The organism is Silvimonas sp. JCM 19000, from assembly GCF_054652575.1.
This window is the reverse complement of sequence record NZ_BAAIHC010000022.1, coordinates 23479-44539: the sequence shown is the minus strand read 5'-3', so window position 1 is coordinate 44539 and position 21061 is coordinate 23479. Positions and strand designations below refer to the sequence as shown.

At 60.5% G+C, this 21061-nt stretch carries 16 protein-coding genes; 9 read left to right on the top strand and 7 right to left on the bottom strand.

The window, feature by feature from the left end; translation table 11 throughout:
- Nucleotides 1-72: 72 nt before the first annotated feature.
- Entirely contained in the window at nt 73-2469 is a 2397-nt protein-coding gene (locus tag ACYQ1A_RS17215; RefSeq protein WP_499363889.1) for a penicillin-binding protein 1A, read from the bottom strand.
- A 55-nt stretch (nt 2470-2524) separates the two neighbouring features.
- Nucleotides 2525-4534 (bottom strand): tetratricopeptide repeat protein, encoded by a 2010-nt coding sequence (locus ACYQ1A_RS17210; RefSeq protein WP_499363887.1) that lies wholly within the window; start codon nt 4532-4534, stop codon nt 2525-2527.
- A gap of 345 nt (nt 4535-4879) precedes the next feature.
- Between ACYQ1A_RS17210 and ACYQ1A_RS17205 the strand changes: the two genes are divergently transcribed.
- Together ACYQ1A_RS17205 and ACYQ1A_RS17200 are read left to right on the top strand one after the other, a co-directional pair.
- Nucleotides 4880-5938 (top strand): glycosyltransferase family 4 protein, encoded by a 1059-nt coding sequence (locus ACYQ1A_RS17205; RefSeq protein ID WP_499363886.1) that lies wholly within the window; start codon nt 4880-4882, stop codon nt 5936-5938.
- Nucleotides 5935-7182 (top strand): O-antigen ligase family protein, encoded by a 1248-nt coding sequence (locus ACYQ1A_RS17200; RefSeq protein WP_499363884.1) that lies wholly within the window; start codon nt 5935-5937, stop codon nt 7180-7182. The genes ACYQ1A_RS17205 and ACYQ1A_RS17200 overlap by 4 nt, the downstream gene beginning before the upstream one ends.
- 78 nt (nt 7183-7260) lie before the next feature.
- Here the strand turns inward: ACYQ1A_RS17200 and ACYQ1A_RS17195 are convergent, their stop codons facing one another.
- The 3 genes from ACYQ1A_RS17195 to ACYQ1A_RS17185 are packed head-to-tail and all read right to left on the bottom strand — an operon-like array spanning nt 7261 to nt 9368.
- Nucleotides 7261-8004, bottom strand: coding sequence for a transmembrane-type terpene cyclase (locus tag ACYQ1A_RS17195; RefSeq protein ID WP_499363883.1), 744 nt, complete (start codon nt 8002-8004; stop codon nt 7261-7263).
- A gap of 2 nt (nt 8005-8006) precedes the next feature.
- Entirely contained in the window at nt 8007-9170 is a 1164-nt protein-coding gene (locus ACYQ1A_RS17190) for an oxygenase MpaB family protein (RefSeq protein WP_499363882.1), read from the bottom strand.
- A 12-nt stretch (nt 9171-9182) separates the two neighbouring features.
- Nucleotides 9183-9368 carry a hypothetical protein gene (locus ACYQ1A_RS17185; RefSeq protein ID WP_499363881.1) on the bottom strand — a complete coding sequence of 62 codons (186 nt, stop codon included), beginning with the start codon at nt 9366-9368 and terminating at the stop codon, nt 9183-9185.
- 86 nt (nt 9369-9454) lie between these two features.
- Here ACYQ1A_RS17185 and ACYQ1A_RS17180 point away from each other — a divergent pair, with 86 nt between their 5' ends.
- From ACYQ1A_RS17180 to ACYQ1A_RS17150, 7 genes are all read left to right on the top strand, one after another.
- Nucleotides 9455-12238, top strand: coding sequence for a hybrid sensor histidine kinase/response regulator (locus ACYQ1A_RS17180; protein ID WP_499363879.1), 2784 nt, complete (start codon nt 9455-9457; stop codon nt 12236-12238).
- A gap of 64 nt (nt 12239-12302) precedes the next feature.
- Nucleotides 12303-13946 (top strand): phospholipid carrier-dependent glycosyltransferase, encoded by a 1644-nt coding sequence (locus ACYQ1A_RS17175; RefSeq protein WP_499363877.1) that lies wholly within the window; start codon nt 12303-12305, stop codon nt 13944-13946.
- The gene (locus ACYQ1A_RS17170; RefSeq protein ID WP_499363876.1) at nt 13943-14314 is read left to right on the top strand and encodes an SMR family transporter; all 372 of its coding nucleotides are present in this window, start codon (nt 13943-13945) and stop codon (nt 14312-14314) included. Before ACYQ1A_RS17175 ends, ACYQ1A_RS17170 begins: the two co-directional genes overlap by 4 nt.
- 9 nt (nt 14315-14323) lie before the next feature.
- The gene (locus ACYQ1A_RS17165; RefSeq protein ID WP_499363874.1) at nt 14324-15448 is read left to right on the top strand and encodes a DegT/DnrJ/EryC1/StrS family aminotransferase; all 1125 of its coding nucleotides are present in this window, start codon (nt 14324-14326) and stop codon (nt 15446-15448) included.
- Nucleotides 15449-15536: 88 nt separating this feature from the next.
- On the top strand, nt 15537-16481 hold the full coding sequence (locus ACYQ1A_RS17160; RefSeq protein ID WP_499363873.1) for a glycosyltransferase: 945 nt from the start codon (nt 15537-15539) through the stop codon (nt 16479-16481).
- Nucleotides 16478-17419, top strand: a complete 942-nt coding sequence (locus tag ACYQ1A_RS17155) for a formyltransferase (protein WP_499363872.1) — start codon at nt 16478-16480, stop codon at nt 17417-17419. The genes ACYQ1A_RS17160 and ACYQ1A_RS17155 overlap by 4 nt, the downstream gene beginning before the upstream one ends.
- Nucleotides 17416-18459, top strand: a complete 1044-nt coding sequence (locus tag ACYQ1A_RS17150) for a bifunctional UDP-4-keto-pentose/UDP-xylose synthase (RefSeq protein ID WP_499363870.1) — start codon at nt 17416-17418, stop codon at nt 18457-18459. The genes ACYQ1A_RS17155 and ACYQ1A_RS17150 overlap by 4 nt, the downstream gene beginning before the upstream one ends.
- Before the next feature lie 223 nt (nt 18460-18682).
- Here ACYQ1A_RS17150 and ACYQ1A_RS17145 read toward each other — a convergent pair whose 3' ends face one another.
- Both ACYQ1A_RS17145 and ACYQ1A_RS17140 read right to left on the bottom strand, forming a co-directional pair.
- Nucleotides 18683-19195 (bottom strand): surface-adhesin E family protein, encoded by a 513-nt coding sequence (locus tag ACYQ1A_RS17145; RefSeq protein ID WP_499363869.1) that lies wholly within the window; start codon nt 19193-19195, stop codon nt 18683-18685.
- Nucleotides 19196-19290: 95 nt separating this feature from the next.
- The gene (locus tag ACYQ1A_RS17140; protein ID WP_499363868.1) at nt 19291-21039 is read right to left on the bottom strand and encodes an ArnT family glycosyltransferase; all 1749 of its coding nucleotides are present in this window, start codon (nt 21037-21039) and stop codon (nt 19291-19293) included.
- Nucleotides 21040-21061 lie beyond the last annotated feature (22 nt).

Here is a 21061-nt window from a genome sequence, read left to right as displayed (position 1 = left end):
ACACTGCAATAAAAAAGGGTGACTCGATGAGTCACCCTTTTTTGCATCAGCACCAGGCTGCGCGCGCAGTGTTTATTTAAACAAATCCAGTATCTTGCTGCGATCTTCGGCCACATCCGAGGCGGCCGCCGGATCGCTGGCATCCTCATCGCTGGGCTCACCCACATCAACGCTAGCGACAAAGCCATTGCCCGGCGTTTTATCGGCAAAGTACAACTCGCCATTGATCACCGCCACGTCGTCAGGCGGCTGCGCTTCATACATCGGTACGTTGCGCAGTGCTTTATCCATAAACGAAATCCACAGCGGCAGCGCCAGTTGCGCGCCAAATTCGCGACTACCCAGGCTGCGCGGCTGGTCGTAGCCCAGCCAGGTAACCGCGACCAGGCTGTGCTGGTAGCCGGCAAACCAGCCGTCAACAGCATCGTTGGTGGTACCGGTTTTACCGGCCAGATCGGTGCGTTTGAGGATATTGGAATTGGCCGCCGTACCATGCTGCGCCACGCTTTGCAGCAAGCTGTCCATGATGTAGGCATTGCGTTCACTGATAATGCGCGGCGCATCTTTGCCCGCCATAGTCGGCTTGGCCTGCGAAATCAAGGTGCCGCGGGCATCGGCCACCTGCGCAATCAACCACGGCGCCACGCGATACCCACCGTTGGCAAACACGGCATAACCATTGGCCAATTGCAGCGGCGTGACCGCCCCCGCCCCCAGCGCCATGGTCAGATAGGCCGGGTTTTTGGCCGGATCAAAGCCGAACTGCGCGGCGTACTGCTGGGCATATTGCGGAGTGATGTAATTAAGCGTGCGGATCGCCACCAGGTTCTTTGACTTCTGCAAACCACGGCGCAAGGTGATCGGGCCTTCCGGCTCGTCATCGTCTTTGGGGTCCCATTGCTGGTTGCCGGTTTGTTCGGCGGTCAGACTGAAGGGCGCATCGTTGACCAGCGTGGCCGGGCCCAGGCCTTTTTCCAGCGCGGCCGAATAAATAAACGGCTTAAAGGTTGAGCCCGGCTGACGCCATGCCTGAGTCACATGGTTGAACTTGTTGCCGTCGGCCTCAAAACCACCGACCAGCGCACGGATGGCGCCATTATCAGGCGCAACCGCAATCAGCGCGCCTTCGACTTGCGGCAACTGGCTGATCTGCCACTCGCCCTTGGCGTCCTTGTTGATCCGCACCACCGAACCAACCTGAATGCGCAACCTGGCGCTGGCGTTGGCGCTGAGTGCTTTGGCGGCAAACTTGAGTCCATCACCGCTTAGCTCCACCGCATCACCTTCGCTCGGCTGCACCAGCAGCTTCTTCGACGTGGCCTGCAACACCACCGCGGCCAGCAGATCGCCGTTGTCCGGATATTGTTCCAGCGCGTCGTCTATGGCTTGCTGTCGGTCTTCGGCGGCGTCGGGCAATTGCACCAGACCTTCCGGGCCGCGATAACCGTGGCGGCGGTCATAATCCATTACCCCGGCGCGCACGGCTTTATAAGCGGCATCCTGATCCACCGAATTAATCGTGGTGGTGACTTCATAGCCGTGGGTATAGGCATCGTCCTTGTATTGCGCATACAGCGTCTGGCGCACCATCTCGGCCACATATTCGCCATGCACGGCAAACTGGTTGCTACTGGCCACCACGCGCACCGGTTCGGCCACGGCAGCCTGGTATTGCGCCTGGTTAATGTAGTTGAGCTCAAGCATGCGCTTGAGGATGTATTCCTGACGGATTTTGGCGCGCTTGTAGTTATTGACCGGATTGTTGGCCGACGGCGCTTTGGGCAGGCCGGCCAGCATGGCGGCCTGGGCCAGATCGATCTGGCGCAGGTCTTTACCAAAATAAACGCGCGAGGCGCTGGCAAAGCCATAGGCGCGCTGGCCGAGGTAAACCTGATTCATATACAGCTCAAGAATCTGGTCTTTGCTCAGCGCATGTTCGATCTTGTACGCCATCATCACTTCGTACAGCTTGCGCGTGGCCGTTTTCTCGCGCGTCAAAAAGAAGTTGCGCGCCACCTGCATGGTGATGGTGCCGCCGCCCTGGGTAGCCGCGCCGTGGGTCACGTCCGCCACCAGCGCACGCATCACGCCCACGTAATCAACGCCGCCGTGTTCATAAAAGCGACTGTCTTCGATTGCCAGCACGGCTTGTTTCATCACTGGCGGGATATCAGCAAACTTGACCACGCTACGGCGTTCTTCGCCAAATTCGCCAATCAATACGTGGTCAGCGGTGTATACGCGCAGCGGGACCTTGGGCTGGAAGTTGGTCAGCACATCCAGCGGCGGCAGTTTGGGCACCAGCAGCACGCCCACATAAGCAACGATCAAGCCGCCAAGGGCGATCAGGGCGGCCAGCAAACCAACAATAATGGCCAGAAAACCGGCCTGGCGGCGTGGCGCGGTAGCGCGCGATTGTGCGGGGTGTTGCGGCATCTTGTGCGTAATGAGCCTGGAAGACGGAGGCATGATCATACCGGCCTCTGTGCACCCTGTCAGAAACCGGCATCACCACGCCATTGGATTACGAGAAGCGTTGTTGCAGCATCAGGGCCAGCCGCTTGATCACGGCATCCCAGTCACGGCGCAAGGGCTGGCGCAGCAATTGCATATTCGGGTACCACGGGCTGTCATCGCGTTTTTCCAGCCAGCGCCAGTCGGTTTTATGTTTTGGCAATAATACCCAGCACTCCTTATCCATGGCGCCCGCCACGTGCGCGGCGGCAGTGTCGACGCTGATCAACACATCCAGTTGCGCCAGCAAGGCGGCGGTATCGGCAAAGTCGCTGATCTGGCTACCCAGATTAAACAGATCGCCCCGTGCCGCAGCGGCGACGGCCTCCTCTTCGCCACTGCCTTTTTGCACGCTGATCCAATGCACGCGGTCGCCCATCGCATCGAACAAGGGTTGCAAGGTGTGCAGACCAGGCAAAGAACGGTCGATGTCGTTGCGGTTGCCCGCGTTGCCCTTCCAGACCAGGCCTACCCGCGGTTTGCGCGGACCCGGGCCAATGGCGGCGTCCACACGCTCGGCCCATTGCGCCAACACTTCGGCCGAGGCCGCCAGATACGGCACGTCACGGGCAAATTCGTTTTCGGGAATTTGTGACCACAAGGGCAGGCTCAGTGGCAGCGTCCAGAAATCGTGCGGCACCAGCCGGTGCAGGCCGTCGCCCTGGGTCAGGATTTCATCCACGCCGGGCAAGGATTGCAGCAGGCGTTTGAGCGGCGTTTTGGTCACCAGCGTGATGCTGCGCGCGCCCATGCGCTTGAGCGCTGGCACAAATCGACAGAACTGGATCTCATCGCCAAAGCCTTGCTCGGCCCAGATCAATAAAGACTTGCCCGCCAGCGCTTCACCCCGCCACTGCGGAAACGGCAGCAGCGGCAGCAAGGTCGGTCGGTCGCGCATGCGCGGGTCGGAGCGCGATTCGTGTTGCACCCAGCCTTCGGCATAACGCCCCTGGCCGAGCAATAGATAAGACAGATTGAGCCGCACGCGCGCATGGTGCGGATCCAGTTGCAAGGCATGGCGAAAGGCCGCCTCGGCGCCCGCCGCATCACCCTGTTGCGCCAGCATCGCCGCCAGATTGCCCCAGGCGCGGCCGTCGGTGGCGTCTATCTCCAACGCGCGCGCATAACACGCGCAGGCTTCCTGATAACGTTCGGCATTGCCGAGCGCGTTGCCCAGATTGGACAGCACTTCGCCAGACAAGGGCGCACGCGCCAGCGCTTGCCGATGTTGCGTCACCGCCTCGTCATGACGGCCGGTTTCGTCATACAGAATGCCAAGATTGGTATACAAATCTGCGCGCCACGGCTCCAGTTCGAGCGCCCGCCGCAGCAAAGACTCCGCTTCGAGATAGCGCTCCTGCCACGTCAACATCACCGCCAAGTTGCACATGGCGGCGGCGTGGTCGGGGGCCAGCACCAGTGCGCGGCGGTGATGCCGCTCGGCTGCGTCATAGCGGGCCCGGTCCGCCAGAAAAACGCCAAAATTGGTATGGATGTCCGGGTCGCGATCGGCCGCTGCGGCCGCACGCAGATGCATCTGTTCGGCGTCTTCGTCGCGGCCGGCGGCGGCGTACAAGGCGGCCAGATTGGTCAGCGCGGGGGCGTGGTGCTCGTCTTGTTCCAGCAACTGCAAAAAGCAGGATTCGGCCACGCCCGGCTGTTGATGTTCGGCCAGCAAGATACCCAGGTTGAGCAAGGCCAGTGCATTGCCCGGGTCCGCCAGCAACGTCATGCGGTAATGCGCCTCGGCTTGCACTGCGTCGCCCAGGCTGCGGTACATCACGCCCAGATTGAAATGCACCACGGCGTTTCCGGGTTGCTGGTCCAGCACGCGTTCCCAATGCAGGCGCGCCTGTTCGGTATCGAGCAATTGCGCGGCGCACAGCCCGGCCAGGATCAGCGCATCAGTGTCATACGCGCCGCTGTCCAGCCAGTCCTGCAGCAAAGCCAAAGCGGCAGCGGGCTGGCCTTGTTGCCACAATTGGCGGGCGGGCAACAACGGAAGTGACGGGCTGGTCATAGGGGCAACATCCACTGGCAAGGTCATGGGGCATGATTGAAGCATAAACGCTGGCCGCGACAACATAGACTGATGTAATTGCGGCGGCGATCGTTGCAAGTGCCAGCATCAATCGGCCCATGCCCGGCGCAAGCGTCTGATCCGTACATAGCGATACCCGATGGCCGCGCCGGCAAGCATCCTGGCCGCAGCCAGCCACACCTGGCGGCAGCCGCCATTGTCCACGGGGCGCATTGGGGGTTATGCTCGCGGCCGTCCCCGTTTTGTGGGATGGCATGGTTGTTAGTCGCAGCAATCAAGAATATTTTTGGCGCACCCAACGCTGACGCCCTTCACAGGTCTGCAATGAAATTAGGTATTTCCTCCCACGCCTTGCGCTTGAGCGGCGGTATAGAGCGCTATGCAATGGACCTGGTCGACGGTTTTACAGCACTCGGCATCAAGCCGGTGTTTTTTGCCAAGCGCTTTGATCTCGCTTTGCCGGCCAGCCAGCAGGTGCAGCGCGAGCAGATCAATGTGCGCTGGCTGCCCGCGCGTTATCGCGACGCGTGGTTTGCTGCGCGCCTGCCCAAACGCCAACGGCAGGCGGGCGTGGATTTGCTGATCGGCTGCAATCGCATTGCTTCGGCCGATATCGCCATCTGCGGCGGCACGCATCTGGGCTTTATGCGCGCCACCCACAAAGCGGAAACCAGCAAGGACCGCATGCAGATCAAGCTGGAACGCGCGCATTACCAGAGCGCGCGCTTGATCGTGGCGCATTCCCGCGCCATGCAGACCGAGCTGATCGACGATTACGGGGTTGCCCCGGCTAAAATCCGCGTGATTTACCCGCCCGCTGCGGCGCAACGGTTTGCCCCGGTCAGCGCCGCGCAGCGCAGCGCGCTACGGCACAAGCTGGGCTGGCCTGATGATCGCATCGTGTTTGCCTTCCCCTCCTCTTCGCATGAACGCAAAGGCCTGCCCGCGCTGGCGCGTTTTTTTGAGTCGACGGATTTGCCGGTGATGCTGGCCGTGGTCGGCCGCCCGCTGCCGCGCACCTGGCGCAATGTGCAGTATTTTGGTTATCACGCGGATATCGAACAGATTTATCAGGCCGCTGATTTCACCGTGCTGGCCTCGAGCTATGAGCCGTTCGGCCTGGTCGGCATTGAATCAGTGCTGTGTGGCACGCCGGTGTTGTTGGCTAATGGCATCGGCAGCACCGAAGTGCTGGACGACGCCGCGCAGATCAATTTTGCCGCCGACGATGCCGCGGGCCTGGCGCGTGCAGTAGCCACGGCGGTTGCGCGCGTCGATCAGGGCACAGCCAGACTGGCGGAGCCCGCCAGCCATATCAGCTATGCCACCGGCACCCGTGCGCACGCGCAAGCACTGCTGAACGCCTGGCAGGAGGTCGCATGAACGCCGCCCTGCTCACGCGCCATCCGCGCCTGCAATCTGGCTTTAGCTTATGGCTGGGCGCGCTGCTCTTGCTCGGCTTGTTCAGCATTCTGTCTTTGCGTGGTGTAACCAATGCCTGTCTGGCATTGATGCTGCTGTCGAGCACGGCGTGGCTGATCATTGCGCGACCGCATATGCCACCGCGTCACTGGCGCTGGGCGCTGCTCGGCTTTGTGGCATGGCCACTGCTGGTGGCGTTTCAGGTGGGCACCATGCCCGGCGTGTTGCCCCGGGCGTTTGACGCGCAACTGCGCTTTCTGGGCGCAATCCCGGTTGCGTTTGCCATCGCCAGCCTGCCCGGCGTTAGTGTGCGTCTGCTGCGCGTGAGCAGCAGCATCGGCGCCATTGTCGCCCTGACGGTGGGGCTGTGGTTTATGCACAGCACCGGTGAGCCGCGCGCCGCCAATGCCTTTACCAACGCCATTCCTTATGGCGACATCGCCCTGTTGCTTGGCGTGCTGCCCTTGTATGGCATCAGCCGTTGGCGACAGCCGTCGCGCGTGGATATCCTGGCCATGATCGGCGCGGTGGCAGGTCTGGCCGCCAGCGTGCTGTCGGCTTCGCGCGGCGGTTGGGTCGCACTACCTTTGTTTGCGGTATTGCTGCGCATGCCGTGGCGCGCGTGGATGTCCTTGCTGCTGCTGATCTTGCTGACCGGCTTTTTGCTGGCGCAATTCGATCCGATGTTTGCCTCGCGCTTTCAGGCGGCATCCAGCGATTTACAGTTGATGGCGCACGGCAATCGCGACACCTCGATCGGCTTGCGCACGCAACTCTGGCAAAGCGCGCTGCATGTGTTTGCGCAACATCCGTGGCTGGGCGTGGGCAAAGGCCTGCTCAAGCCGACGCTGGAAACGCTGGCCCAGCAAGGTGTGATCAGCCCGCTGGCTTCGTCGTTTTCGCACGCGCATAACGAATTGATCTCGGCATTGGCCGAAACCGGTCTGATCGGCGCGCTGTGCTTGCTGGCCGTCTATCTGGGCCCGGCTTTGCTGTTCTGGCGTTTTCGCAACAGCCCGCTACCGCAAGTGGCTGGATTGGCGCGCATGGGGCTGGCTTTGGCGGGCGGTTTCTTTATCTTTGGCTGGACGGAAGTATTGTTTATCGTGGCGATGACCACTTCGTTCTACGCCATGGTGATGATGGCCTTGCTGGGGATGCTGGCGGCGGAACTGCGACGCCACGGCGCTTATCCCGCCGCCTGAGCGGAGCATACGGCGACAAAAAAAACGGGCGTCTGGCGGCATGGCCAGACGCCCGTTTTGTTGCGCACGCCCTTGCAATCAGGCGGCCGCTGGCGCAGCTTGCGTCGCCAGCGCCAAGCGCGCCGCCTTAACCTCGGCACCCTTCCAGTACAGCCAGCAATACGCCCCATCCAGCACGGTCGAGCCGGCGCACAACACCAGCAAGAACACGTCATGCGGGTAATGCAGCAGCATAAACACCGACACCAGCAAAGTGCCCAGGCTACGCAGCCATGTAATGCGCCAGGCATATCCGACGGTGGACGGTTGCTGCGCCAACAACACAAAGCACAGCACGCTGATCACAAACTGGCACACATACGCCGAGCGCGCGCCGATCGGGGTATCGATGCCCGACTGGGTCATGCCCCAATACACCAACACAAAGAACAGCACCGTCGCGCCGATAATCCAGTTGTAGCTGCGCTTGAACAGGGGTGTGGTGAACTGCTCGTGCCCCAGCTTGATGATTTGCCAGAAGATAAACAGATCAAAGAACAGCCAGGCGCGATAAGTCCAGACCAGGAACACGCCCATATCGGTGCGCAGCAAGACGCCCCAGACAAATTCCCATGCCAGATTGCTGGCGCCGGCCAGCACGGCCATTTCCACGACTTTGAATTTGTGCGCCTGTAGCAGCACGTACACATAGGCCACTACCCAGAGCAAACAACCTACGGCAAAAAAGCCCAGCTGCAGCAAAGTGTAATGACTGCCATCCACGCTGAGGGTATTAAACCAGGCGTTCGGGTCGTTGGCGGCGGTATTCAATAAAGCGGACATGATCAGACCTGTGCGGAAGCGGTGACGGGTGAGGTTGGGAGTACCGGATGCAAAGCCTGGTCCGGCAGCTGGAACGGCCGTCCCGGATTTGGCCCGGCCCAGTATTTTTGCAATGCTTCCATCAGCGTTTCGCCATAACGCCCCATAAAGCTTTCGACGCTATGCGAGCTACCGGCCAGGCGCGATTTGATGCGGAAGATCACGCGCGCCAGATCAATCAACCAATCCCACCACACGCTGGCACGCAAACCCAACATGGCGGCGACCTTGCGCCCCAGCAGTTGCGTCATCAGATCGGGCACCAGTCCGCGCATTTCGTGCGGCAGATTGTCTTGCAGAAAGGCGACGTGCGATTGCGTCAGCATGTGGCCGGCTTCGGACGGACCGAAGTTGCGCCGTCCCAGCGCCTTCCAGATCTGCTGGCCGTCGCTGGCGTGGCGCGGCATGGCCTGCGGCACGATGCCCAGCACCAGGCCGATGGTCTTCCACAGATAGAGCTGATCTTCTTCTTGCTGCTTGCTCACCTTGACGCCCATCGCGCGCAAACCGGCCACCGCTTCCAGCGAAAACGCCAGCATGGTGCCCACCAGTTCTTCCTGGTTAACCGGCTCGCCCCACTCTGCGGGCCAGTCTTTGGCGGGCCAACCGTGCGTGCGCTTGGCGTAATAGCGGATGGCCGCATGCATCAGACGCACTTTGCGGATGGTCAGCAAACCTTTGCCGCCGGGGGCCAGCCCGCCAGGTTCAGCGGCATTCAGAATAAAGCGCAAGGTCTCGGAGGCGCGGCGCTGGAACTGATTAGTCAGCTTGCCGGTGGACGCCAGCACTTGCGCGCCGCCTTTTTTGCCGGCGTACAACACCGGCAATGATCGGCACAGCAAGCTCACGCCAAACTGGACGCCAAACGCGGTAAAGAAAGCCTGGGCGCTTTCGATGCGGCGCAGATCCACGCTGGCGGGCAAACCGGCGGTCGCGTCGAGATACGCGCGTAATTCAGGCGGGATATCTTGCGGCCACGCTGCATCGGTTTCCATCTGGCTGAGCACGGCATTGGCGTGCGCGCTTTCGCCGTGGGCAATCAAAGCGGCCATGCAGGCGTCGGCCAGCGGGTCGCCGGTACGCTTCAAGGCATCGAGCGCGGCATCGGACCAGATCGGCTTACTCATCAGACAACACCCTTACAATAATTTTTTGTCGGCGGTGATGATAATGGGCATGCTGCTGCAAGCCATTGTCATTAAACGCAAGCGTTGCGTAGATGCCTCAATCAACGGGGTCAAACCGGCGTGGAACAACCCGCAGTACCCTTTGCGCAGTGCGCTTGCCGTGCCGTGTTGTTCCATGACAACGACATAGATAAGCATTGCTCGCCATGGCTAATCCATGTACACATGTCGCGCGGTAAGGCACAGCCTTACAATCAGACACTTTGAGAACACACGGGATCGGGATGGTTTTTTCAGGCTGGCGCTGGCGTTGCGCGTCATTTTGGGGTTTGTGGGTGCTGCTGGCGGCCTTGGCGCTACCGCAGCTGGCTTACGCCCTCGACGTCAGCCCGAGCACCGACGGCATCGAAATCGACCGCGACCTGACCCTGTGGCAGGACCCCAGTCGCAACGCCGACATCGAGCAAGCGGCGCAGCAATTGCAGCAAGGTCATTTCCGCGCGCCGCAGGGCATGGCGCGTTCACGCGGTTATAGCCGCGATGCCTGGTGGTTCCGCTTTGAATTGCGCAACAGCAGCGCCGCCAGTTTGCCGGTACGCGTGGAATACACCGACGGCCTGATCGGCCGCGTTACCTTGTATTCGCGTCCGGCCGGTAGCCAGCTTGCCTGGCGCAAGCAGGATTTTGCCAGCAGCGAAACCGAAGCAAGCCGCCCGCTGCCCACCATCCGCCCCGCCTTTCCTGACACCTTGCCGCCGCAAGCGCAAAACGAATATCTGATGCGCGTGGTCTTTAACGACCATGCCGACATGGCGGGCCCGATTTATTCGGCGGTGCGCATCTGGAGCCACAGCGCGTTTGCCCGCGCCAATACCCATGAGATGTTTTTGCTGGGCGGCATGATAGGCATGATGGCGCTGGTGGCTTTTGCCGCCTTCATCGGCTTTGCCGCCACCCGCGACAAAGCGTTTCTGTTTTACGGGCTCAATCTGGTGATGCTGACGGTGTCGTTCCACAGCGCCACCGGGGTCTGGCCGCTGTTGTTGTGGAACGGCCATTTCAGCTATACCGCGCTGTTTTTCTGCAGCGGCCTTTACTACATCTGCGCCGCGCAGTTTGTGCGCCACTATCTGCAAACCATCAAGCTCAGTCGCACGCTGGATTGGGCCTTGCAGATCATTGCGGCGGTCGGCCTGGTCAGCAGCATTGCCGCACTGACCGGGCATGACCAGTTTGCGCTGGAAGCGCTCAACCTGGGCGGCATCGGCTTTTTGATCTACATCGCCGCCAGCATCAAAGCCATCCGCGCGGGCATTGGCGGGGCCTGGTTGTTTCTGGCGGCGTGGGCCACTTATTCAGTGTCGCTGGTGGTGACCTGGGGTTTGCGCGATTACGGCCTGATCGAGCATACCGCCTTCACTTATCGCTTTATCTTCTACGGCATCATTATTGAAATGCTGCTGTTCAGCGTGGCGATGGCTTTGCGCGTGCGCGATCTGCGCCAACGCAAAGAAGCGGCCGAAACCGCCTACCGCCTGCATCTGGAAGCCCAGGCCGGCCACCTCGAAGCGCTGGTGCAGCAACGTACCGCCGAACTGGAAGCCGCGCGCTACGAGGCCGAAGCGGCCAATCGCGCCAAGACCACCTTCCTGGCCCACGTCAGCCATGAAATCCGCACCCCGCTGACCGCCATTCTGGGTTATGTGGAGCGCTTGCAGGACGAACGCGCGCTGACCACGCCGCAAGCACAGTGGCTGTCGCGCATCGGCGATAGCGGCGATTATTTGCTAAGCCTGATCGGCAACGTGCTCGACGCCAGCAAACTGGAAGCCGGTCACGTCAAACTGTATGAAACGCCGATGTCGATCAGCACGCTGGTGCGGCAATTGCACGGTTTGTTTCATGAACAGTCCGCGCGGCGCGGGTTGGCGTTTGGAATTAGCGTGGAGGCGCAGGGCTGGTTTCGGCTGGATGCCAATAAATGGCGCCAAATTCTGGTCAATCTGATCGGCAACGCCATCAAGCTGACCGACGAAGGCTCGGTCAGCGTGCACCTGGCGCATGAGGAACGCGCAGACGGTCATTGGCTGTGCGCCCACGTCAGCGATACCGGCCCCGGCATTTCGCGGCAAGACGCGGAACTGGTGTTCGCCCCGTTCGAACAAGCCGCCGCGGGCCGTCGCGCCGGTGGTGCGGGCCTGGGTTTGTCGATCTGCCGCGATTTTGCGCGCTTGATGGGGGGCCACATCCAGCTCGCCAGCGAGCCCGGCATCGGCACCACGTTTAGTGTGCATGTCCCGGTCACCCCCACCGCAGCGGCCGAAGAACGTTCGCCGGTGGCGCGCTGGCAAGACAAGCTGGAAGGTCGCACGGTGTTGATCGCCGAAGACCAGCCGATCAACCGTGATTTGCTCAGCGACATCCTTACCCGTGCCGGTGCGACCGTGCTGGCGGCCGAGGATGGCATCGATGCGCTCGGCTTGTGGCGCGAGCACCCCGAAATCGACACCATCGCCGCCGACTTCCACATGCCGTTCATGACTGGCGTGCAGTTTGCCCGCAGCGTGCGCAAGCTCGGCTTCAAGGGTGTGTTCTTGCTGGTCAGCGCCGGCCACTCGCTGGATGAAGCCGAGTTGAGCGAGGCCGGTGTCGATCGCTGGATTGGCAAGCCGTTTACTCGTGCCGCCCTGCTCGAAGCCATCGCGGGCAAGCCACGCAGCGGCAGCCCGATTCCACCTAGCTCGCAACCGCTCAACCTGGAAGAAGCGGCCGAAGCACTGGGCTACGACATCCCCAAAGCCATGAATTTTGCGCGGCGCGGGCTGGATCGCATTGCCGCTTTGATGGACGCCTTTGTGGATGACACCAGCACCGAAGATCGCATCCGCCACGCGCATAGCGCCAAAGGCATCGCCGGACAGATCGGCTCCAACCGGCTGATGCAAGCACTGGCCCGACTGGAGCAAACACCCGAAGCCGACCGTCTGGCCGCAGTGCAACTGGAATTGGCCGCAGCCGAAGCCGCATTGGCCAAACGCCAGCGGGATCAACAAGCAATAGCGGGCTAGCGCGGCGCCCGCCAAGGCCAGCGGCATCGGGTACAATGCGCGGTTTCGGCCACTCTCACTTCTTATGAATCAGTTTGTTCAGAGCCGCGCCGCGCGCTGGCTGGCCTTGCTGCTGTTTGCCGTGATCTGGTTCAGCACCCTGGGCTATCGCAAGGTGATTACGCCGGACGAAGGCCGCTACGCCGAGATTGCGCGTGAAATGGTGGTCAGCGGCGACTGGCTGACGCCGCGCCTTAATGGCATCAAGTATTTTGAGAAACCCGCACTGCAATACTGGGCCACGGCCGCCAGTTACAGCGTGCTGGGCCAGAACGAATTTGCCGCCCGCCTGTGGACCGGCCTGACCGGTTTTGCCGCCGTACTGTTCGCTTTTTTTGTCAGCCGCAAATTATGGGGCGAGCGCGTTGGCATGATTGCCGCCATGGTGCTGGGCAGCTGCACGTGGTGGATGGCCAACGGCCATTTCAATTCGCTCGATATGGGCGTGAGCGCCTTTATGAGTGTGGCCATGGGCGCGTTCATGCTGGCGCAACGCGACGCCGCCAGCAAAAACGAAAACCGCAATTACATGTTGTTGTGCTGGGCCGCAATGGCGCTGGCCATTTTGTCGAAAGGCCTGATCGGTCTGGTGTTGCCGGGTGCGGTTCTGCTGCTGTATTCGCTTATCAATCTGGATGCGCGACTGTGGCTTAAATTGCATATCGGCAAAGGTATATTGCTGCTGTTGCTGATTACCGCACCGTGGTTTGTGGCGGTTTCGCACGCCAATCCTGAATTCGCCTACTTCTTTTTTATCCACGAGCATTTCCAGCGCTTTCTGACCACCGAACACAATCGCACCGGCGCCTGGTGGTATTTCGTGCCGTATTTGCTGGCGGGTTCTATGCCATGGCTGAGCGTATTGCCGCAAGCATTACGCCAGGGCTGGGCTAAGTCTGCTGCGGAACACTTCCAGCCCAATCGATTTCTGCTGATCTGGGCGGTATTTATTTTTCTGTTCTTTTCGCGCTCTGATTCCAAATTGCCGTCGTACATCCTGCCCATTTTTCCGGCGCTGGCCATGCTGAGCGCGCAAGTGCTGGCGCGGCTGTCGTCGCGGGCCTTGCGCTGGCATCTGGGCTGGTTGTCGCTGGCCGGCGTGGCCACGCTGGTGGCCGTGCCGTGGGTGGCAAAGCTCAGTAGCGAAAAAACGCCGCAGATTTATAATGCCGCCTTTGCCGACTGGTTGATTCCGGCAGGCATCGTGTTATTGGCGACGGGGGTGGTTACTTTCTGGCTGGCGAATAAAGGCCGCAACTGCCTGGCGATTGCCACCATGGCCGGTGGCGCCTTGGTGGGATTGCAATTGCCGATGCTGGGCCATGAATCGTATGCGCATACCAATAGCGCGTTTTACCTGGCGCAAGACATGCAACGGCAGATGTCGCCGCAAACCACCTTGTATGCCATCGGCTATTACGATCAGAGCCTGCCGTTTTATTTAAAGCGCACGCTGCAGTTTGTGGAATACACCGATGAATTTGCCATGGGCCAAAAATCCGAGCCCGACAAGTTCATGACGCTGGATGCCTTTATGGCGCGTTGGAACAAAGAACCACAGCCGATGGCAGTGGTGTCAAAAGACATTTATCAACATTTGCAGCAGCGTGGCCTGGCCATGCGCGTTGCAGTCAGCGACCCGCGTCGCACTGTGATCGTCAAACCATGAAACTTGCTGAATTTGCACTGATTGTTTTTGGCGTATTGCTGAATGCCGCCGCTCAATTGCTGCTCAAAGCCGGCACCCGCCAGGTGGGGCATTTTGATTTTTCGATCAGCAATGCAGTGCCAATAGGCTGGCAGATTGCCACCAATCCCTTTGTCTTTGGCGGCCTGTGCTGCTACGCCATCAGCCTGGTGGTGTGGATCCTGGCGCTGTCGCGCGTGGAAGTGAGCGTGGCCTATCCCATGCTGTCGCTCGGCTACGTCGTCAACGTTTTTCTGGCCTGGCAGTTATTTGGGGAGGCGCTGTCTACTCAAAAGCTGTCCGGCGTGGCCATCATTCTTGTCGGCGTCTATCTGGTTGCCCGGAGCTAAGTTCAAATCATGACTGCATACCTGCCTTTTACCCGTCCCAGCATCGACGAAGACACCATCGCCGACGTCGCCAATGTGCTGCGCAGCGGCTGGATTACCAGCGGCCCCAAGGTCAAATTGCTGGAGGCTGGCCTGTCGGAATACTTTGGCGGTCGCCCGGTGCGCGTGGTCAATTCGGCCACTGGCGCCATGGAAATCGCGCTGCGTCTGATGCGCATCGGCGCGGGCGACGAAGTCATCACCACGCCGATGACCTGGGTGGCCACCACCAATATCATCATCAATGCCGGTGCCACCCCGGTGCTGGTGGATATTGATCCGGCCACGCGCAATATCGATCTGGACAAGCTCGAAGCGGCCATCACGCCGCGCACCAAGGCCATCCTGCCAGTGGATCTGGCCGGTTTGCCGGTGGATCGTGATCGCTTGTACGCCATTGCCCACAAGCACGGCTTGCGTGTGCTGGAAGATGCGGCGCAATCGCAAGGTGCCACCTGGCAAGGCCAGCGCGTCGGCAGCTTTGGCGATTTGTGTTCGATCTCGTTTCACCCCAACAAGAACATGACCACCACCGAAGGCGGCGCCCTGGTCATGAATAACGAGGAAGAAGCGCGCGAATTTGAAAAGTGGCGTCTGCAAGGCGTAACGCGCTTTGCCGACGGCACCATGGACTGCGATCTGCCCGGCGGCAAATACAATATGACCGATGTATCGGCCGCCGTCGGCCTGGGTCAGCTCAAGCATCTGGATGCCTTCAATGCCCGCCGCAAAGCACTGGCCGACATGTACTTCGCCCAGATCGACCGCAACCTGGGGCTGGAGCTGCCGCTGCAATCGGCCGATAGCAACTGGCATATGTTCCAGCCGCTGTTGCCGCTGGCGCAGATGAACACCGGCCGCGCCGACTTTATCGCGCGCATGCACGCTCAGGGCATCGCCGTGGGCATCCATTACCCGGCGCTGCATTTGTTCAGCCTGTATCGCGCGCGCGGCTTTGCCGAAGGCATGTTCCCGCACGCGGAACACGTGGGCGCCAGCACGATTTCGCTGCCCTTGTTCCCGGCCATGCAGGACAGCGATGTGACTCGCGTCTGCAGTGTGCTCAGCAGCGTGTTGCGCGCCGTCCTCAAATAAGCCTGGCCGCACAGAAACACCGTCGCGCCGCCCATGCCAGATGCCGGGCGGCCGCGACCTTTAATGACAATGCACTATAAAGCCTGATATGAGCGCACCCCTCGTTTCGATAGTTATCCCGGTTTACAACGAAGAATCCGGCCTGCAAGCGCTGTTTGACCGCTTGTACCCGGCGCTGGACGCGCTGGGCAAAAGCTACGAGATCATCTTTGTTAACGACGGCAGCCGCGATAAATCGCCCGCCATCCTGGCCGACCAGTTTCACAAGCGGCCCGATGTGACGCGCGTGGTGTTGTTCAACGGCAACTTTGGTCAGCATCGCGCCATTCTGGCGGGCTTTGAATATTCGCGCGGCAAACAGATCGTGACGCTGGACGCTGATCTGCAAAACCCGCCGGAAGACATCAAAACGCTGCTGGACCAGATGGACCAGGGCTATGACTACGTCGGCTCGATCCGCCGGCAGCGCAATGATTCGGTGTGGCGCCACGTGGCCAGCCGCGCCATGAACCGCCTGCGCGAGAAACTGACCCGTATCAAGATGACCGACCAGGGCTGCATGCTGCGCGCCTATGACCGTCGCATTGTCGATACCATCAATCAATGCGCCGAGATGCACACGTTTATTCCGGCCCTGGCGTATTCGTTTTCGCAAAACCCGACGGAAGTGACGGTGGGGCATGAAGAACGCCACGCCGGTGAATCCAAGTATTCGCTGTACAGCCTGATCCGCCTGAACTTTGACTTGATGACCGGTTTCTCCATCGTGCCGTTGCAGGCGTTTTCGATGGTGGGTATGGGGGTGTCGTTTGCCTCTTCGGTACTGGTGGTGGTGCTGATTCTGCGTCGCATCTTTATCGGGCCGGAAGTGGGCGGGCTGTTTACCTTGTTTGCCATCGCTTTCTTTCTGATCGGGCTGGCGCTGTTCGGCATTGGCCTGCTGGGTGAGTACATCGGCCGCATCTATCACGAAGTCCGCCAGCGCCCGCGCTACCTGGTCTCGGCCATCCTGCAGCAAAAGGACGCCGAATGAGCCGCGCCGTCGTCTTTGCCTATCACAATGTGGGCGTGCGTTGCCTCAAAGTGCTGCTGGCGCGTGGCGTCAAAGTCGAATTAGTGGTTACGCATCAGGACAACCCGGCTGAGAACATCTGGTTTGGCTCGGTCGCGCAGGTGTGCCAGGAAAACGATATTCCCTATATCACCCCGGCGGACCCGAATACGCCTGAGGTCGAGGCGCAAGTGGCCGCGCTCGATGTGGACTTTCTGTTTTCGTTCTATTACCGCCATATGCTCAAAGCGCCGCTGCTGGCCAGCGCGCGCCGCGGCGCCTATAACATGCACGGCTCCTTGCTGCCGCAATATCGCGGCCGGGTGCCGGTGAACTGGGCCATTATCCATGGCGAAAGCGAAACCGGCGCCACGCTGCATGTGATGAACATCAAGCCCGACAACGGCCCGATTGTGGACCAGCAAGCGGTGCCCATCCTGCCGGATGACACGGCGCAAGAAGTGTTTGAGAAAGTCACCGTTGCCGCCGAAATCTGCCTGTATCGCGCTGTGCCGCAATTGCTGGCCGGCACCGAACAATTGCGGCTGCAAGACTTGAGCCAGGGTGGCTATTTTGGGGGTCGCAAGGCCGAAGACGGCCGCATCGACTGGCACCAGGGCGCGGCGCGCATCCACAATCTGGTGCGCTCGGTAACCCGCCCCTACCCCGGTGCTTTTGCCGATATTCCGGCCGGCCGTCTGGTGCTGTGGCGCACGCGTGTCTTACCGTTACGTAACGCTACGGGCGATCAAGGTATGATTGCCGCCGATGATAAAAACCTGCTGCTGACCACGCCGGATGGCAGTGTGCTGCAGCTGCTGGATGCTGAACTCGACGGCCACAAGCTGTCCGCGTCCAGCCTTGCTCGCTATGCTGGCGGCGTGCTGCCGCTGTTGCCTACTAAGGAAGTGAACCCATGAAAAAAGTGTTGATCCTCGGTGTTAATGGCTTTATCGGCCACCATCTGACCAAACGCATTCTCGAAACCACCGATTGGGAAGTGTTCGGCATGGACATGTACACCAACAAGATTGGTGAGTTCCTGGATCATCCGCGTTTCCACTTCTTTGAAGGTGACATCACCATCAATAAAGAGTGGATCGAATACCACGTGAAGAAGTGTGACGTGGTGCTGCCGCTGGTGGCCATTGCCACCCCGTCCACCTATGTCAACGCCCCGCTGCGCGTATTCGAGCTCGATTTCGAAGCCAACCTGCCTATCGTGCGGCAGGCAGTTGAGTACAAAAAACATCTGGTGTTCCCGTCCACCTCTGAGGTGTACGGCATGTGCCATGACGAAGAATTTGATCCGGACAATTCGGAACTGATCTGCGGCCCGATCAACAAGCCGCGCTGGATCTACAGCTGCTCCAAGCAACTGATGGATCGCGTCATCCACGCCTATGGCATGGAAGCCGGCCTTAACTACACGCTGTTCCGGCCGTTTAACTGGATCGGCGCCGGTCTGGACAACATCCATACACCGAAGGAAGGCTCCAGCCGTGTGATCACCCAGTTCCTCGGCCATATCGCCCGCGGCGAAACCATCAAGCTGGTAGACGGCGGCCATCAAAAGCGCGCCTTCACCTATATCGATGACGGCATCGATGCGCTGATGAAGATCATCGAAAACAAGGACGGCATCGCCACCGGCCAGATCTACAACATCGGCAACCCGACCAACAACTATTCGGTGCGCGACCTGGCCAGCATGATGGTTGACCTGGCCAAGCAATACCCGGAATACGCCGACGGCGTGGCCAAGGTGCAAGTGGTGGAAACCACGTCCGCCGAGTACTACGGCAAGGGCTACCAGGACGTGCAAAACCGCGTTCCGAAAATCGACAACACCAAAACCGACCTGAACTGGGCACCCAGCACCAGCATGGCCGACGCGCTCAAAGGCATCTTTGACGCCTACAAAGACCAGGTGGGCGCAGCGAAAGAACTGGTGGATTGAGCCACTGCTGCACCACAAAAAAAACCACCCTGCGGGGTGGTTTTTTTATTGGGCCTTACGGACGGCCCGGAACATTGCCCGGGTCCTCTATGGCTGTCGGGAATACAGCCAATGCATCCTTCCCCCAAATCGTTGTAAAGGCGACCTTAACCATCCGTTTTGGGACGATTTCAGCCGGGGCGACCTCAACGGACCAAGGGACTTTCCAAGACGCTTCCGACTACTAATCGGACTGCATATTGCGCGCAGGCAAAGATGCCTCAAGGCGCTGTCGATACATAAAATCCTGAAACTTGTCCGGCGTCGTTCCCCGAATCCGCCCCTGCCCTAGCACGGAGCGCTTCGTGCGGCACAACGCCGTCGCCATCTGATCGCCTGTGCTGTCTGGAATCGGCTCAGTCCAAACGGAAGACACTACTTTCGAACCAACCACATTGCCCATAGCGTCATAAGAATAAAGCGCGTTAGAGCGGATCAAATTTTTTGCACAATCCACTTCAACCTTATTTCTCAAGCCTGTATGAGGCGGCTCGCCTTGCTCGCCTGATTGCGCAGGGCGGAACTCATACCCAAACCATGCCGACTCGATGCTTCCTGTCAGCCGAATCGATGCCAAGTCAATATAGAGAGAACGCGCTTCGTTGCCCGACAGGTACGCCCAATCAGAACCAAAAGTGAACGCGGATACGCCCCAGAACAATGACGCCAATATCCTCGCCATATCATTCCCTTCCAATGCAAACTCCCTAAATTGCTTATAGGTCGCAGATGAGCCGCTCGCTAGCTGATGGTCCGGCCCAACACGTCGGTTGGTGGGCCGGAGCACTGCAATTACTTACCCACCGCCCGGCGTATCTCATCTCGCGGCCACAGCGCATTCACTGTGTCCGGTAGCTTGAACAGCATAAAGCGATCGCGGGCGTCGCCCGGGCGGACCACTACTTGCACCGGTTGCAGCTGGTGCGCGGTCACCATGGCTGGCAGATCGCCGTCTTCGCTACCAAACAGCAGCCATTGGCAATCCCACGCCGCGGGCTGGGTTTCGATGCGCAGGGTGCGGAAGTGGTCGTAGTAGTCGAGCATGGCGCGTTGGGGTTCGCCAAAGCGGTAGCTGGCCACGCATTGGTGCTGTTGTTGCAGTTGCGCCAGGCGCGGTTGCAACTGCAAGAAGGTTTCGCGATAACGCATGACGTGATCAAACGCCGGCAGCCACAGCGTGGACAATCCGCCCCACAGCAGCACCACCGTCAAAAACCAACGCCAGACAAAGCCTGCGGGCGTGCCCGCGTTCACCCGTCGCCACGCGGCGGCCACCAGCAGCAGGATCAGGCCATAGGCCAGCCAGCCCTGCCAATGCCATTGCGGCTGCCAACCGACAAAGCGGCGCGTGGTAAGCCAGTGCGTCAATCCTGCCGGGGCCCCGCTGGCCAGGGCAAAACCGCAAACAATGATCAGCAGCACCAACACCACACTCAGCGTGAGTGCCACGCCCGAGGCTACGCGCCAGCGCAACATCGCTTGCGGATATTCCACCAGCGCGCCGACCGCCAGGATGGCCAGCGGCGCCAGCAAGGGCATGGTGTACAGCTCGCGCGCATCGGCGGCCAGGCTCAACACGGTCAGGCCCACCACAAATGCCAGTAGCACCGGCAGCAAGGCCGATCCGGCAATACGCACGGTGCCACGGCTGGCCCGCCACAGCGTCAGCAGCCCCAATGGCAAAGCGGGAAAGGCGTACCACGGCAAGGTGCGGAAATAAAACAGATGCTGCGCGTGCGGCCCAAGGTGCGCGGTGCCATTAAAGCGCCCGAGGTTATTGACCCAGAACCAGACATTGAACAGTTCAGGGCTGCGTTGATACAGGCTCCACATCCACAAGGCGGGCAGCGGCAGCCCCACCAGCACGGCCAGGCCCAGCGTCAGCGCATAGCGACGATTGCGCCAGGTCGGGCTCAATACCGGCAACGCCAGCGCCGTCAGGCCAATCAGGCCCGGCCCGAGCAAGCCTTTGGCCAGCAAGGCCACGGCACCCGCGCAGCCCAGCAAGACCCCGGCCAGCAGCGGCCGCGTGGGCGCAAGCAGCTTGGCGTAGATGCCCCAGGCCACTCCGGCAAACAATGCGATATCGGTAATCAGCTGGTGGCCACGCAGCGGCAGGCCGAGGCAACCCAGCAGCACCAGGATGGCCCAGCGCCCGGCCTGTTTGCCATACACCTGCCGCGTCGCCAGCGCGATGCCGGCCAGCGCCAACGTCAGCCAGAACCCGGCGGCCAGCCGCGCCGCATCATGCAGCGGCAACACGCCGCCAAACGCTTGCAGACACCAGCTGGCGGTGATGAAAAAGATCGGCGGCTTTTCCATAAAGGGCTCGCCCGCCAGGGTGGGCACCACCCAATCGCCCGTGGCTGCAATATGCTGCACCAGGCCAAAGGTGTAGCCCTCGTCCGGCTTCCAGGGCTGATGCCCGATCAGGCCGGGCATAACCCAGGCCAGCACCAACAGCAGCAGCAATACAGTGGGCACCACGGGCAAACGCGCCGCAGCGGCGGAACGCCAGCCGGAGAAGTTCATATCACGCATTATTCTTGTTTTGTCAGAGGCG